This window comes from Shewanella indica (genome assembly GCF_033842865.1).
GTDB lineage: Bacteria > Pseudomonadota > Gammaproteobacteria > Enterobacterales > Shewanellaceae > Shewanella > Shewanella indica.
In genome coordinates, this window is sequence record NZ_JAWXXR010000001.1 from 2,985,057 (window position 1) to 3,001,538 (window position 16,482).

General features: G+C 52.5%; 8 protein-coding genes. All 8 read right to left on the reverse strand.

Features of this window, described 5'->3' with window-relative positions:
• Nucleotides 1-10: 10 nt before the first annotated feature.
• A complete protein-coding gene (locus tag SIL79_RS13395) occupies nt 11-2,305 on the reverse strand; it encodes a hypothetical protein (RefSeq protein WP_071477427.1) in 2,295 nt (764 codons plus the stop codon).
• 384 nt (nt 2,306-2,689) lie between these two features.
• Nucleotides 2,690-3,454, reverse strand: coding sequence for a DsbA family protein (locus SIL79_RS13400; RefSeq protein WP_162207119.1), 765 nt, complete (start codon nt 3,452-3,454; stop codon nt 2,690-2,692).
• Nucleotides 3,455-3,495: 41 nt separating this feature from the next.
• Complete coding sequence (locus SIL79_RS13405) at nt 3,496-4,863, reverse strand: sigma-54-dependent transcriptional regulator (protein WP_162207120.1); 1,368 nt, start codon at nt 4,861-4,863, stop codon at nt 3,496-3,498.
• A gap of 63 nt (nt 4,864-4,926) precedes the next feature.
• Nucleotides 4,927-5,826 carry an MBL fold metallo-hydrolase gene (locus SIL79_RS13410; protein ID WP_162207121.1) on the reverse strand — a complete coding sequence of 300 codons (900 nt, stop codon included), beginning with the start codon at nt 5,824-5,826 and terminating at the stop codon, nt 4,927-4,929.
• Between the two features lie 109 nt (nt 5,827-5,935).
• Nucleotides 5,936-9,007, reverse strand: coding sequence for an efflux RND transporter permease subunit (locus tag SIL79_RS13415; RefSeq protein ID WP_162207122.1), 3,072 nt, complete (start codon nt 9,005-9,007; stop codon nt 5,936-5,938).
• Entirely contained in the window at nt 9,004-12,252 is a 3,249-nt protein-coding gene (locus SIL79_RS13420) for an efflux RND transporter permease subunit (protein ID WP_162207123.1), read from the reverse strand. Before SIL79_RS13420 ends, SIL79_RS13415 begins: the two co-directional genes overlap by 4 nt.
• A 21-nt stretch (nt 12,253-12,273) precedes the next feature.
• Nucleotides 12,274-13,329 (reverse strand): efflux RND transporter periplasmic adaptor subunit, encoded by a 1,056-nt coding sequence (locus tag SIL79_RS13425; protein ID WP_039035121.1) that lies wholly within the window; start codon nt 13,327-13,329, stop codon nt 12,274-12,276.
• Between the two features lie 530 nt (nt 13,330-13,859).
• A complete protein-coding gene (locus tag SIL79_RS13430; protein ID WP_039035089.1) occupies nt 13,860-16,286 on the reverse strand; it encodes a TonB-dependent receptor in 2,427 nt (808 codons plus the stop codon).
• Nucleotides 16,287-16,482: the final 196 nt, after the last annotated feature.

A 16,482-nucleotide genomic window follows, 5' to 3' on the forward strand; every position in this document is an offset into this window, starting at 1 on the left:
CCTGAGCTGGCTAGTTCTCATTGGTGCCGACTTGAATGGTCACATCGGCTGTAGATTCATCTCCTTTACTGTTAACCAGTTTCACTATCACATCACCCAGGAAGACGATAGGATCTGTGTTTTCCAAACCGGGTTTAAATTCTATGGTAAAGGCACAGAAGTAGTCTTCTGTTCCAGAACCTGTGTAACCAAATGGATGGTTTAATGCACAGGAACCATAGTTGACGCCTTCGAAAGTGCCGCCCGAATTAATCAGTTTGAAACCGGGCATATCGGCACCAGGGAACACATCGACACCTGCAGCGGTGAGCATAGTCAGGTTGGCATTGTTCACGTCGGCATTATGCATACCCAGTACCACCAGCATACTGGCGGCAAAGTCCATATCAACTGCGGGTGACCCTGGGGTAAAGGTTACAGTGGCATCATCCATGGCATCCACGGCCTGGCCATCTTCATCTGTACCGTATATGGTTGCCAGATTGGTATGTATATCTGTCCTGTTTCCTTGCACCTGCAGTGTGATGGTACAACTGGCATTGTGACCGGGATCCAGCATTAAACCAGCGAGTGGTGCCGGACCATATGGCAAGCCGTCAACAGTGTCTACTTCACATTTAGCGGTAAGATCACCAAATACAGAGTCATCCAAGGTGTTGAAGGTCACGGTATCAACTGTGTTTTGACCATTGATTTGATCTTTAACACCAAACAGGAAGGTAAACTCCACATCACGGAAGATAGAGAGGTCATCACCTGTTTCCAGTACAGAAGTAGGATCGGCACTCTTATCCAAGGTGATCATGGAAGGAATATCATTGATAACCACTGTGGCTGAGTCGGCAGCCATAGCTTCTATCATCTCATCGTCATAGGCCTTGGCAGTCACAGTATTAGTGTGAGAACCGGCGCCGGTGCCACTGATAAATTCGGTGAAGCTACATTCATAGTAACTACCGTAGGCGATATCGAGATAAGTACTACAACTCCCTTTGCCATTGAGATCACCAAACTTGTCATCTACCAAATAGAAGAGTTCAAGTGGTGAATCATAGGCTTCGGCAGTGTTATTGACCCTGACGGTATAAGTCACGTTTCCGCCTGACTCAGGAACCTGATCCGGGTTTGCAGTTTTCAACACTGTGATGGAGGGGTTCAGGTTTTCAACTTGTACCTGGACCACATTGGAGCAGTGTTCACCGTCTATGCCATTAACCGCAGCGCAGCTGTTGCTGTCGATGACGTCATCGCCGTTTTTGTCTTCCAGCGCCAGTTTAATCAAGTCATCATACAACTCGATATTAGGAGCAAGATCCGGCAAGTCCCTATCGACTATATGAACAGTAAACTGACAGCTATAAGACCCACTTGGCAGAATTTCGCCACCATTCGCCGGTTGAGTACAGTTGGAGGATTTTAGGTACACACCATCACTGGCCCCCACAGGTCCGCCTGCACTCCATAAGTTCAGTGAAGTGTCATAGGTACCATCGGCACCAATATCCACTTCATCGCTTAACGAAGTGATGAATAGTGAAGTTTGGGCATTGGGGTTATTGAAACTCAACTCAAAAGTGTAAGTGCCTCCGGGTTCATTTTGGGTATTGCTGGTGATGAGTTTTTTATTGATCACAGGTGGGTTGGGTTTGATAAAGACGTCGATATCAAACGCATCGCAACGACACTTGGATGGTGTGCCGGGGGCAGCGGGATTGTTTTCACTGCAATCGGCACCGGTTTTGTTGTGCCAGGCGGCACAGTAATTGAACTCAGCCTTGCCTGAGTTATCATCATCGCGACAGAACAGGGTGATCTGCTCGCCGCTATAGACATGAGTGGCATCATAACCTGCAGCTTTACTGATATCGGCACAGGCATCGAGGTTTTCTTCCAGGTCAACGCCGGGACCATTGGTACGCCCGAGCAGAATTGAACACTCATTATTGGGATCTGAGTCCTGAGCGCTCCAACTGCCTTCCGGTAGATAGACGGAATAGTCATACCTTTGATTAGCCGTAGTGGTAATGGTCACATCTGCCAGGAAAGTTACATCGTCACCCAGTACGCACTCTACCGGCGTGGTACCATCCAGGTTACGGACATTATCCACCTTACTTACCCTGACATCATTGGCTGTACAATTGAGGGCAAATCCCGCTTGTTCGGCCATACAAGCTTGATCGAACTGTTGCGGGAAGAAGGAGGCGTTGACGGGCGTCAAACTCGAGGCACCGTAAAGCGAGGCGCCGCCAATCAGGACGACACCCAGAGCCCTGATCAGCCAGTTACACTGGAATAGTTTCATCTTGCTATCCCTCCGAAGTTTGTTTGGCCACTGACAGTGGCCGCACATTTTAGTGAGCTTGCTGCAATCGAGTAACATCACCGGTTAAGGCTTCCTAAAGGAATGGCCGGATTCGCACAGCAAATATCCAAACGCCTCCCTGATAAGCAAACGTCATTCCATATAGTTAATGCTTTGATTTTTAGGTGTTTTCTATGTTTTTGTCTGCCAGGTGTAACAGTCTGGGTGTTTCGTCTTTGGAACACTGTGAATGGCTTGCTTTAGAATCAGAGGCTTGAGTATGTTTCAGCTTGTATCACTTGTTCAGTAGCTGGCCTGCGTGTAGCGCAGGCCAGTTTGTTTGGCGCTGAGGGGGGAAGTGAGTCGGTGGGATGAGGCGTAAGACTAATTATCCTGCTGTAATTTATCCAAAATGGCACTAAAGGCTTCGTAGGGATGAGCTCCTACCAATAACTTGGGTGTCTGCATCTGGTTATTACTTACTCGACCTATGATAAAACTTGGGGTGCCGGTGACGCCATATTGCTGACCGTACTGGAGATCTGCCATGACACTCGCCTTAGTGGCAGGATCATCAAGGCAGGCTTCAAAGTCCGGCAGTTGTAAATCTTGCTGCTTGGCACTACTTAAATAGAGTTCAGGATTGAGCCGGGTAATATTGGCAAAAAGTTGTTCTCGCATTGGCCAGTAACTATCTTGTTTGCCTGCACAGGCTGCTGCAATAGCAGCGCTTTCGGCATTGGCGTGAAAGCTTAGCGGAAAGTTGCGAACCAGGTATCTGACCTTACCTGTATCTATATATTGCTGCTTGAGTTTGGGAAAGCTGAGATCCAAAAAGCGTTTGCAATAGGGACATTGAAAGTCTGAAAACTCCACTATGACGATTGGTGCTTCAGATTGACCCAAGGAGGGTAGCTTGCCTTGATTATCCAGGTCAGCCAAGGGCGGCAACTCTTTGGCTTTAGGGGTTGTTGATGCTGTAGCTATTTCATGGATCTCCTTGATTTGTTTTTCCATTTGGATCAGTTGGAGTTTGATCTCAGCCATAGATTGTTTAAGTTCCTGCTCTGAAGAGGACGGCTGCTGTGGCTGACATCCAGACAGCAACAGTAGTGGAAGCCAGATAAACATCAGCGGATGATTGAACATAGTGAGCTCCTTTAGTGGCTGCCACTGACTCCCTGGCAGCATCAGAGTTGAATTTGACACTTCTTTATCAAGCGATAGAAGGTCGTTCTGGAAATATTGAGTTGTCGGGCCGCAGCAGAGATATTGTGGCGGTTATCGGCAATGGCCTTGAGCAGTACTTCGGCATCCAGGTTATCCCTCTGTTTGGCCAGGTCTATATCAGGGTTATGCTCCTTTATTCTATCCAGCCCCAGGGCTTTGGCTGAGATCTCTGTGCCTTCGGCCATGACGGCTGCACGGCGAATACGGTTTTGCAGTTCCCTGACATTACCCGGCCAGTTGTAATTCTGAATGGCATTGAGGGCTTCGTTACTGAATACCAGTGAACTAGCATTGCCCGGGATGCTTTGCAAAAAACGTTCAGCCATGGGAATGATATCGATTTTGTACTCCCTCAGGCTGGGGACATGTAGCCGCAATACATTGAGGCGATGATAGAGATCTTCCCGAAATCGACCTTCATCGACGGCGTTTTCAAGGTCCTGATGGGAGGCAAATATCATTCGGCAGTTGACTGTCTGTGGATGGCAGGCGCCTATCCGCATAATTTGTTTGTCATCGAGAAAGTGCAACAGATTCACCTGGAGGTCCAGCGGCAGATCGGCGATTTCATCTAGAAACAGGGTGCCACCATCAGCTTGTTCCAAATGTCCTATATAGCGCTTGTCTGCCCCGGTAAAGGCGCCTTTTTCATGGCCAAACAGCGTTGATTGGATCAGACTTGCGGGCAGGGCGCCGCAGTTGAGGGTAACGAAAGGGCCTTGACGGCGATGGGACAGAAAATGCAACCATTTGGCACAAAGGCCTTTTCCTGAGCCGGTTTCACCGCTGAGAAGTACCGTATCGTCAGATTGTCCCAGTTTTTCCAGATCCCGCCGCAAGGTTTGGATCAGTGGGTGCTTGCCTTCAATCGCGGTCAGCGGGGCGCCATCAATGGCGACGGTGGGATTGTTCCTCGCCAGTTGTGACATACCCCAAGCATGCCCCAGAGAGTCATTGAAGCGGCACCAGCTCAAAGGCTTGTGGTAGTAATCGATAAAGTTTGCCGACAATAGCCAGCTACAACTTGTGTCCAATATGCCATCTGTCACCGCCAACCATTGCAATTTGGGGTGTTTTCTTTGGATCTCGGCTATTTCTCTGGCCTGGCATTTGTGACTACTGGTTTCAATGACGGCAACAATTACCCTGATGTCGTATTGACCCAGTAGGGTCAATGCATCATGGGCTCGCTGTGCTTTGAAGCAATGCCAGCCAAAGGGTGCCAACTCGGCGGCAATATCAGGCAAGCCATCGACAGGATCCAGGACCAATATGTTACGCCGACTGATTCTGGACCCTTTAGAATCGCTTGGAACATCTTGGTTCATGAGCGTTCAGATCCCTGGGCGTATCAGACTTTAAGTCTAGTCAGCTCAGGGAAGAGCCTCAAGTTACCGGGCAGGGTTTTGGTCGTCTGAAACCCCTGAATATAAGGTCTTGACCCAGCGCTCCTTGGGGATGAATTGCCAGCCCCATTCCCGCCATGCTTGGGGCAGTTCCTTGGCCTGCATCTGCTCGAGAGTCATGCCGCGCTGCTTGCCCTCTTTCATCCAATTGATGCAGTCATCCAGCATATGTTTGAACCTCAGGAGATCGGCCTTATTAGCCAGTTCCCCATGACCTGGAATAACCAGGGTATCCTGATCTATGAGTTCAAGCACGGCCGCGACATTGTCTCTGTAGCCGATGACCGAGCCGCCGTGGTCGAGATCGATAAAAGGAAACCTGTCTTTAAAGAAGAGATCGCCCATATGCACCAGTTTGCGATCCTGCCACAGCACCAGGGTGTCACCATCCGTATGCCCTGGGCCTAGGTGAATAAGTTCCAACACCTGGTTGTTGAAGTGAATTTTCAGTCCCTTGTCATAGGTGATAACAGGTAGCGCCTTCTTATGGGTTGCTTTCTCATTCAAGCGCTTGAGCACATTCTCGTGGGCAAGAATGTTGGCGTTTTGGCCAAAGTACAGATTGCCCCCGGTATGATCGCCGTGAAAATGGGTATTGATGACAAAAGCCGGATGGCCCGGCTTGAGACCTTGTAGTGCCGCAGAAATCTTCTCTGCCAGCGGCGCAAACTGGTCATCTATAATAAGCAGTCCATCCTCCCCGGCACTGACACCTATGTTGCCGCCGGCGCCGGTCAACATATAGCGACCTGGCAGCAGTTCATGAGTGGTTATCTTGACCTCGGCATAGGGATTCTTGGCATAGGAATTGTTTTCCGCCGCGGCAGCCAAGCTGACAAGTGTAAACAGCACGAGTGATGTAAAGCGTTTAAGCAAACCTGGCATGGGAACTCCAAATAGTTGAGTGCTGGGATAAAGCTAGTTCGCTATTGATGTCCGGGCAATAAAAAAGCTGCAATGCAGCTTTTTTATCTGTTCAGCGGCGCTTTTCGGCTCAGGTCCAGGGCAGCAGGCGCTGACTGAGTTTGAGCGATTGCCCGAGCCTGATGGCCGCATTATGACGCAGGCGGAAGAAGGCCTGGTAACACAGGGGCACCAAATAGAGACTGGTCAGGGTGGAGAAACTCAAGCCACCTATGATGGCAATCGCCATAGGTGAGTATGGCGGGCCACCGCCGCCTATCTGAGTGTCTCCCAGCGCCAGCGGAAGCAGGCCCAGCACTGTGGTCCCAACCGTCATCAATACCGGCCGCAAACGGGTGACACAGACAGAGGCGATGACCTCAGACAACTGCTCCAGTGGCGGCGTCATCTGATTGATTTGATCCACCAGCACTATGCCGTTGTTGACCACTATCCCCATCAGGATCAGTATGCCTATCATGGCCATCACGGACATAGGCGTGCCGCTCAGCCACAGGGCCCAGAATACCCCTGTGATGGAGAAGAGTATGCTGGTAATGATGGCGCTCGGCAGCAGCAGCGACTCAAACAAAGCCGCCATCACTATATAGATCATGGCAATCGCCAACACCATGTTGATCAGCATGACAGACTCTTCCTCGTCCTGACGTTGAAAGCCGCCTCTGAGTGAGTAGTCATAACCATGGGGGAAGTTGACATGCTTGAGCGCCGCCATGATCTGTTTCTGCGCCTCTTCCATGCTGAGATCTTCAAGGTTAGCGCCTATGGAAAGTGCCGTCTGGCGATCATAGTGACGAATGACATCGAATCTGGGGACAATTTCCACCTTGGCCAGACTCTCCAGCGAATAGACCTTGTTGTCCTGTCGCACTATGGGCAATTGTTTTAGCCGCTCCAGCGACTGACGCCAGTCGCGTTCAAAGGCCAGTTCGATTCTGAGCTCACCACTGGGATCGTGGCGAAATGAACGCAGTGCTGCGCCCCGAAGTGCCAGGGAGATACTGCCGGCAATATCCTTGATGCTCAGCCCCAGGCGGGCGGCCAGCTCTCTGTCTATCTGTACTATCACCTCCTGCTGGGCGCCGTTGAGCTCAGAGCGCACATCATGCAGGCCCTCTATGTTGGAGAGCAAAGGGATCACCTGTTCACTGAGGCGAACAAGCTCTGAGGTGGAGCGCCCGGTCAGTGTGACTCTGACGCCGGACTCATCGCTGCCCCAGCCAAACTGAGGCTTGGCAATGGAGAACTTGGGAAATCCTTCGCGGATCCGCTTTTTCAGCTCGGCGACATCTTCCTCCAGATCCGGCTTCAGCAGTATGGTGGAAGAGGCATCCTCGGGAGAGTAATAGCTGTAGACGGCATCTATGTGGAACTCATCCTTATGGGCATAGAGGTAGTCTTCCATCTGGCTGACCATGGCCTCGGTGACCGCCAGGCTGTGACGTCCTTGCAACTGGTAGTTGATGTAGAAGCGCTCCTTGCTTTGGCTGTCCTGACTGTCCTGTTTCACCAACGACAGCGGCAGGGCGGTTGACAGCAACATCAGCAGTGCCAGGCAAGTAGCGATTTTCGGGTGCTGCAGTATCCAGTTGAGACTGGTGTGGTAAGACTTCTGCAGCCGCGATTCTTTCTCGACCCGCTCAAACCTGAGTTGCAGTTTTGACAGCATCAAGGGGATCAGCGTCTTGGCCACCAACAGCGAGGCCGCCAGCGAAATGCAGATAGCGATGGCAACATGTTCGAGGAAGATGGTCAGCTCCACTTTGACCCCGAAAATATTCGGCAGGAACACTATCGCCGTGGTCAGGGTGCCGGCCAGCACCGCCAGCGCCACCTTGTCGACCCCGTTGAGGATTGCCCGATCGCCAGTGTTGTTGGGGTTGTCATCTGTATTGTGACCGGCAGCGCCATGTTGCTGCTCCTGCAACACACTCTCTGTGACCACCACGGCGTTATCAATCAGCATACCTATTGCCAGCAGCAGCCCCATCATAGAGAGGATATTGAGGCTGTAGCCGAGAAAGTACATGCCGGCCAATGTCATACAGATGGAGATGGGCACGGAGGAAACCACCACCAGGGTCATGCGCAGGTTGCGCAGGAACAGATACAGCACGGCAAAGGAGAGCAGGGCGCCCAGCAGGCCGGACATCAACAAGTCCTTGAGCGACGATTTCACTCCATGGGCTTGATCTTCCATGATAAACAGCTTGATCCCCTGAAATTGCTTGTCCTCTCTGGCGGCCTCAATCACTTTAAGCACCCTGGTCGAAACTTCCACCAGATTGGCACCGGATTCCTTGAACACATCCAGGCCGACGGCGTATTTCTTATCAAGATGGCGGCCCTCGGTGGCTTCAGGCAGGGCGAAATTGACTTGGCTGATATCGCCCAGGGTCAAACCCGGCAGCAATACCAGCGCCTTGATCTCTTCGAGATTACGGAACTCGCCCTTGGGAGACACCTGATAGACCCGGCCGTTATCCCTCAGGTTGCCGCCGCTTATCACAAAGTTTTCTGCCGCCAGACGCTTGTGAATGGCGGGAACACTCATGCCACTGGCGGCCAGGCGCTGGGCATCGAGACGTATCTCTATCTGTTTTTGCTCCACGCCATAGAGGGTGACCTTGGAGACGCCTTCCACCCGCTCCAGTGGCCGTTTGAGCTGTTTCTCCAGCAGATCGAAGGCGCCGGAGAGTTCCCGCTCACTGGAGATCCTGATATTCAGCATAGGCATGTCGGCGGTGGAGAACTGCATGATAAACACTCGCTCCACATCGGTTGGCAACAGATGGCGCACCGCATCCACCTTTTCCCGCGCCTCCAGGCTGCGGGCGGCGACGTTTTCCCCCCACTTCATTCTCACTTCTATCTCGCTGCCATCCTGGCTGGAACGTGAGCGCAGCTCATCGAGTCCACCCATGGTGGCGAGCGACTCTTCCAGGACATTGGTGATGTCGCGTTCCACTTCCGCAGGAGAGGAGCCTTTGTAAGGCACCTGGATAAAGATCCGCGGGATCTCTATCCCGGGGAACATCTCCAGCGGCAGCAAGCGGCTGGCGGCCAGACCAAAGAGCAAAATGGCCACAAAGAACATGCTGGTGGTCACCGGGCGCTTGAGCGCCAGTTTGGTCAGGTTCATGCGCCTTCTCCCATGGTGGCCGGCTCGGCGAACTGTTTGCGGTCGAACAGGGCATAGAGCACAGGAATAACCACCAGAGTTAGCAGAGTCGACAGGCTGAGGCCGAAAATCACAGTGATCGCCATCGGCGCGCGCACTTCGCTGCCGTCTCCTAAGCCTATTGCCATGGGCAGCAGCCCCAGATTGGTGGTCAGTGTGGTCATCAGTATGGGTCTTAAACGCGATGCTGCCGCTTGCTTGATGGCGTCGAGACGTTGTTTGCCGCTTTGCCTGAGCTGATTGATCCTGTCCACCAATACTATGGCGTTATTGACCACTATCCCGGCCAGCATGATAAGGCCGATAAAGACGATGACAGACAGCTGGGTGCCGGTTATCGCCAGGCCGTAGATACTGCCGCTCAGTGCCATGGGTACAGCCATCAGGATAAGCAAGGGGTGCAGCAATGACTCAAACTGACTGGCCATCACCAGATAAACCAGGAATACCGCCAAGATCAGCGCTATCTTCAGCGATTGGAACGAATGCTCCATCTCTTCATTCTGACCGCCGAATCGGCTCTGCACCGAGGCGGGTAATGTCAGTTGGCTGAGAATGCGCTTGGCACTGGCCACCGCCTGATTGAGATCGCCATAGGCCAGATTGGCCGACACTATGGCTACCCGCTGCTGGCTGATGCGATTGATTGCCGAAGGTCCCAGAGTCAACGAGACATCGGCCACGGCGCTCAAGGGGATGGGCTGCGGGCTGGATGGGTTGATCAGCATGGCATCGATATCGCTTATCTGATTGCGTTCATCCAACTCGCTGCGCACCAGAATATCTATCTTGCGCTCTCTCAGAGTGTATTTGCTGGCTACGGTACCGCCAACCCGCTGGGCTATGCTGGTGGCCACGGTTGGCGCATCCAAGCCAAGGGCCGCCATTCTGGCGTGATCAAAACGGATACTCAGCTCCGGCTGACCGTCACGCAGGCTGCTGCTGACATCGACAAAGCGGGGATCGCCCTCCAGCGCCTTAACCAGTGAAGCGGCCGAGGTTTTCAACTGTTCCAATTCATAGCCGGACAACTCTATCTCCAGCGGAGTCTTGAAGCTGAACAGCTCGGGATATTGGATCTGCGCTTCCAGCTCGGGAATAGTGCGCAACGTGCTGCGCAGCTTGGCGGCAACTTGGTCAAACGCGCGGTGATCGGCCAGCACCACCTGCAGCCGCCCCCAGTTTTCGCCGCCACGCCGGGTATCCGAAGTCATGAGACCACCGCTGCCGGCCTGGCTGTAGGCGTGTTTCACGTCCTCTCTGTCCTTGATAGCCAGTGCCAGACGCTGCAATACCGCATCGGTTTGGCTCACCTCACTGCCGGGAGGCAGCAGGATTTCCACATAGAATTCGCCTTGATTCATCGGTGGGATCAGCTCCATTCCCAGGCGGCTCATCAAGACGCCAGAGATGGCGGTGACCGCAATGGCCAGCGCCAGAGTGATGCCACGGAACTTGAGCGCCAGGTTCAGCAGCGGCCGATAGCCATCGGCCAGCCAGCCGTAGCAAAGGTTAAACAGTCTGGACAGCGGCTTCATCACCAGGGATACCAGCCACACCAGCAGCCGGGTGACGATTAACACCAGCGTCAGCAGCAATCTTGGCAGATAGCTGAGCAGCAACAGGAAAGGGAAGGTAAACACAGTGGCGCTGTAATGCTTGAGTTTGCCAAGCTTACCCGCCGGAGGCTGCGGTTTGTCACGCTTGACCAGTTCCGGCAACATAGTGAAGCCTTCGCGGGAAGCCAGCATAGGAATCGAGGTGAGGGCAACCAGCAAAGAGGCCAGCAGGGCGAAAGTAACGGTCAGGGCCTGATCGGCAAACAGGGCTCCGGCAATGCCGTCGACAAATACCAAGGGCACAAATACCGCCAGCGTGGTTAGGGTAGAGGCAAAAATCGCTCCGGCCACCTCTTTGGTTCCTGTGATGGCGGCCTGACGGCGATCCATCCCCTGAGCCTTGCACCTGTCGATGTTTTCCAGCACCACGATGGCGTTATCCACCAACAGCCCCACCGCCAGCGCGATACCGCCGAGCGACATGATGTTAAGACTGATATCGGCAAAATACATCATGTTAAAGGTGGCTATCACAGAAAAAGGGATAGAGATGGAGATGATCAGGGTAGGGATGATGTCTCGAAGGAACAGGTAGATCACCAGCATCGCGAGCAAACTGCCGATAAGGGCTGATGAGGTCACTTCGCTGACGGCGCTTTCGATAAACTCCGACTGATCGTAAATTATTTCAGGCACTGGCGTGGCGCTGTCTTTGGCCTCGGAGCGCATCTGTTGTAACTGGCTCTTAAGCTTATTGGCTACGGCTACCGTATTGGCATCGCCCTCCTTATAGATGGCGAGCTCAATGGACTCCTTGCCGCCGATGCGGGTAATATCGCTGCGCTCTTTAAAGGCATCCTTCACCTCTGCTATTTCGCCAAGACGTACCAGGGTATTGCCCTTTTGATAGACAATCACATTGGCCAGCTCATCGAGGGAGTGGAACTGGTTAACGGTGCGCACCAGGTATTCGCGGTCGCCCTGGATCACCTTACCGGCAGAAAGGTTGACGTTTTCTTCACTGATACGGTTACGAATGGCTTCGCTGCTGAGATCCAGCTGCGCCAGTTTCTGTTGATTGAGCAGAATATGCACTTCCTGCTCCAGCCCGCCGGAAAGGCGCACGGCAGCGACTCCGGAAAGTGACTCGAGATCCCGCTTAAGCTCCTCTTCGGCATAAGTCCGCAGGCGCTTGAGCTCGGCTTCTGTGGCCTTGGGGGCCGGCAGTGCCAGTCGCATGATGGGATCGAGATTGGGATTAAAGCGCAGCAACAAAGGCTTTTTCACATCCAGCGGCAGCTCTATGGTGTCGAGTTTTTCCCGCACATCGAGACTGGCCATATCCATCTCTGTGCCCCATTCAAATTCGAGCACTACATCGGACATACCGGAACGGGAAATCGAACTTATCTGTCTCAGCCCTTTAACAATACCGACCGCTTCCTCGATAGGTTTGGAGATAAGCTGCTCCACCTCCACGGGTGCCGCGCCCTCGTAGAGGGTACGTATGGTGAGTGTGGGGTAGCTCAAGTCAGGCAACAGCTTTACCGCCAGACGGGAGAAACCCACCATGCCGAACAGGATAACGGCCAGCATAAACATCCAGACGGTCACCGGACGCTTGACCGAAGTGGTAATAATAGACATAAGAGGTGGTCCTTGTGACAGTTAGTTGGCCTTGGCCAGATCCAGCGGAGCTATCACTTCCACCAATGATTGATCCTTGAGATTGTGTTGACCGCGAACCACCACCTGCTCACCCGGACTGATGCCCTCGGTGATTTCCACTTTATCATCCTGGCGGTAACCCAGTTTGACCTCGCGGCGCTGCGCCTTGCCCTCTTCGATAACATAGAGCGCCTTGCGATCATCCTGATTGATGACGGCGTTATAGGGCACCACTATCACATTATCGTGGGTGTCGTATCTGAGTTCGACCCGGGTAAACATCCCGGCCTTGAGACTGGCATCCTGATTGGGGATCGAAAGGGTTACCTTGAAAGTGCCGCTGGTGGCTTCCACCACAGGGCTTATTCTGAGTACCTTGGCCGCTACTTGCTGCTGGCGGGAACTGATAACTTCGGCTTCCTGACCTATGCGCAAACTGCTCAGTTGCTGCTCCGGCAGATTGACTATGCCGTAGAGCTCATCCTGATTGACCAGATAGAACAGCTCTTCAAACTCCTTGGCCATATTGCCCTGTTTGACAAAACGTTTGGCGACCACGCCATCTATGGGAGAGCGGATTTGGCTTTCTTCCACCTGCAGTTTGGCCAAGTCCCGACGCGCCTTGGCCGCTTGCAGGTTGAATTCCAGTTTGGCCATGGCATCGGCACTGACAAACTCTCGGTTATTCATTTTCTTCAGCCGGTTGAGCTCCTGCTCGATGATTTGCACCTCGGCTTCGGCCTTATCCAGCTCATAGCGTTGACGACGGGAGTCTATCACTGCCAGCAACTGCCCCTTGTTGACTCTGTCACCTTCCTCGACTTGCAGAGTTTCTATCAGCCCGGCAATACGGCTGACCACATGGGCTTCTTGTGGCGCTTCCAGTGTGGCTGTGGTGGCGTAGAAGGAGGAAACCTGGCCTTGAGTGACTATGCTGGTCTCGACCGGAATGGCAAAGGCTTGTTGTTGTTCTTCCTGCTGTTGTTCGCTGCAGCCGCTGGCCAGAGACCCAAGCAGTAAAACAGTGCTCAGGGTGTAGGTGAGGTTACGCTTCATGTGAAAGTCCTTATCTTGATCTTTGTTGCGATAAAGCAAAACCGATGCCAATTTTTAATTTCCTTTTAAAACAAAAGTTAATGATGTTTCAGTGTCTGCTGTATTGAGGTTTTTGATGCCAATGTAGCGAAAAAGTTTATTTTGTGATGTTTTTTGCCGGTGGTGTTCATTATAGCGTTTGGCTTTATGGTCAAGGAGGGAGGTTTGCAATTGGTTGCAAAATGGCCAAAGAGTAAAAATGGGTCAGACTGAAGCCTTCATACTGGCTCATTATGTGGCTTGGACAAGTTAAGAAAGGCGATGGAATAAGATTCAAGCCGGTAAAAGGCCGTCACTCAGATGCAAGGCACAGCTGGATAGGGAATTGCCGCAAGCATAAGAAAATCCGATGACTCAAAGGCCATCGGATTGGGGTTTTTTCTGCAGGCGTCGAACGATTTTGCCAAAAAGACTATATGACATTGATCGTATGGCATTGATCGTATGACATTGATTGTATGGCATTGACCATTGGGTTGGCCCAATGCAGTTTAGAAGCGGTAGCTGACGCTCAACTTGGCGTTGCGTTCGGCCCCAGGCATACCGCCAAGGAACATCGCCTTGTCATAGTAGCGGGTGTTGAACAGGTTATTGAGGTTCAGCTGCACACTCCAGTCATCAGCCTTGTAGGCAATGGCAGAGTCCCAAACTGTATAGGCGGGCACTTTGCCATCCGGGATCCCGAAGGAAGCCGAGTTGGTGCTGCGCTCGTCGACATAACGAACCCCAAAGCTGACAGACAAGGGATTTGGCAGCGCCTGCCACTGATGACTGTATGTAACCCAGGCACTGGCACTGACCTGGGGAACCCCTTTCTGGCGACTGTTGTAACTGCTGGAGTTAGGGTCATTTTTGTTGCGTGCATCCTGGTACAGACCGTTGAGGTTTATCAGCCATTCTTCGTTGAGGTGGGCGTTGAGATCCAGCTCGGCACCTGTGGTCTTATCCATGCCGTCGTAGAAGAACTCGGGTACTGAGATGTTGTAGTCAGGCGCGCCTTGTTTGTCATTGTATTCCGGGTTGCTGTAACGCAAATTGGTACGTTCACTCTGGAATAGAACCAAGGAACCGAGCAGTTGATCGTCAAAGCCCTTGAAGCGCATACCGAGATCATAGCTCAGGGACTCTGAATCCTTTCTATCTGCTGCGCGGCCACTCTGTGCGCCCGTTACGGCACCCAGCACGCTGTAAGCCGTGCGTCCCTTGGCATGGTTGATGAAAAATGACAGGTTATCGGTCGGCATATAGGTCAGACCCAGGTTGTAGGTCATGCCGTGATCTTTGCTGTCCTGCTCCGGAGTCGGGTCTTTCTTTGGCGTGCCCAGATGACTGTACTTCTGTTCAATCTCATTGAACGCCACACCCACCCTGGCAGTAAAGGTTTCACTCAGGTAACCCACATACTGCATGCCCAGGCCCCAAGCGCGGACTTGTTTGTTGTAGTTGTCCTTGAGATCAGGGTTGTAGTCCTCAAAGGCCTTGTCGCTCCAGTTGGGATTACGGATATCCAGAATATAAGGCAGTTCACCGCCGCCATCTTTGTCGTACAGTGCCCAGCTCTTATAAGCGATATCTCTGTCTTCCAGGTTGGCATTCAGCAACAGCTCACTGTCTATGCCTGCCAGGCTGAAGTTGTAGCGCATATCGGCAAAGTATTGCCAGGATTTCTCGTGGGCATCTACCTTGCGGTATTCCTGTCTTCTGGCAGCATAAGGGTACAAGACATCATCAATCACCAGTGGCGCGCGGGGATCGGCGTTGATCACGTCCACGGATTTGACCTTACGTTTCCAGTACACATAGTTATAGGCGCCAGTTTGGCGGATGAACCCGGACTGATAGTCTCGATACTGTAACTGCTGATTAAGTTGCAGATTGTCGCTAAGGGTGATGTTGTGGTTTAACTTGAAGCGCCACTCTTCGCCTTCATTGGGCCTGCTGATGGGAGAGGCCAGGCTGGTATCGCCTATATCGAAGGGTTCGAGACCGTCGCTCGCCACCAGGGAATCAGCCAGTTGTTGCCGCTGCGCCTGGGTCAGTTGAATGCCGGCACCATTAGGGTCGTTAATCAAATCTTGCCAGCTGACTTGTGCGCCGCTCAGGCCACCGGTAGAGGCGGCGTTGTAGATACGTATCGGGTGGCCTACAGAGTCTACCTGCACAGAGTCTTTAATCCAGGCGGCCGACAGCACCAAATCTTGAGCGTTTGAAGGCAGAATTTTCAACGAGGCATAGACTTCATCTCTGTCGCTGCCGATATCACGATAGCCATCGCTACGGGCATGTTTGGCCACCAGACGATAGGCCAGGGTGTCGCTCAAGCCTCCGGTAGAGTCGAGCCCCAGGCTGTAACTGTTCCATGAGCCCAGTTCGGCGCTGACTTCTGTGCTGTCCTGAAATTGAGGTTTCTTTTCAATAAGGTTGATGATCCCGCCGGCGCTGCCCATACCATAAAGCCCGGTCGCCGGGCCTTTGAGCACCTCAACCGCTTCCACATTGGTCATGGAGCGGGTGGGATTAAAACTGTTGCCGAGTCCCGCGCCGCCGTACATACCGTCATAAGTGTAGTTGGCGTCCAGGCCACGGATCACCAGGTTATCACCTATGCCGTAGTTGTTGCCGGCTTGGGTAACACCACTGATGTTACGCACCAGATCCTGCAGCGAGTCGGCTCCCTGGGCGGCAAACAGCTCTTTATCTATCACCACCAAGGCAGCCGGGGTTTCCATCAGCGACATGTCTGATTTGGTCGCCAGTCCTGAATTCATTACCACTTTGTTCTGTTTACCATAAACGGTAATACGTTCTACATCCTGTGAAACCTGTGGTGGTTGAGTTGTTTCGTTTGCCTGTGTGGCCTGTGCCATGGTCAGTGACAGACAAGCCGTCACCGCCAGAGATATTGCGGATTGCTGCATTTGAGATCATCCCCTCGAAAGTAGGGTGCGAATGATAATGGTTTTTATTTGTGTTGCAACAAAAGTTTCAAACTGTATCGGTTGACTGGGTGTTTTTTGACTAGGCCACATGGATCCGCTTTCGAGAGCCTAAAGAGGCAAGTTTTTGAAAAAAATTTAAAAAAAATCGTTTTTTTATTGAGACTGACCAAAGTAC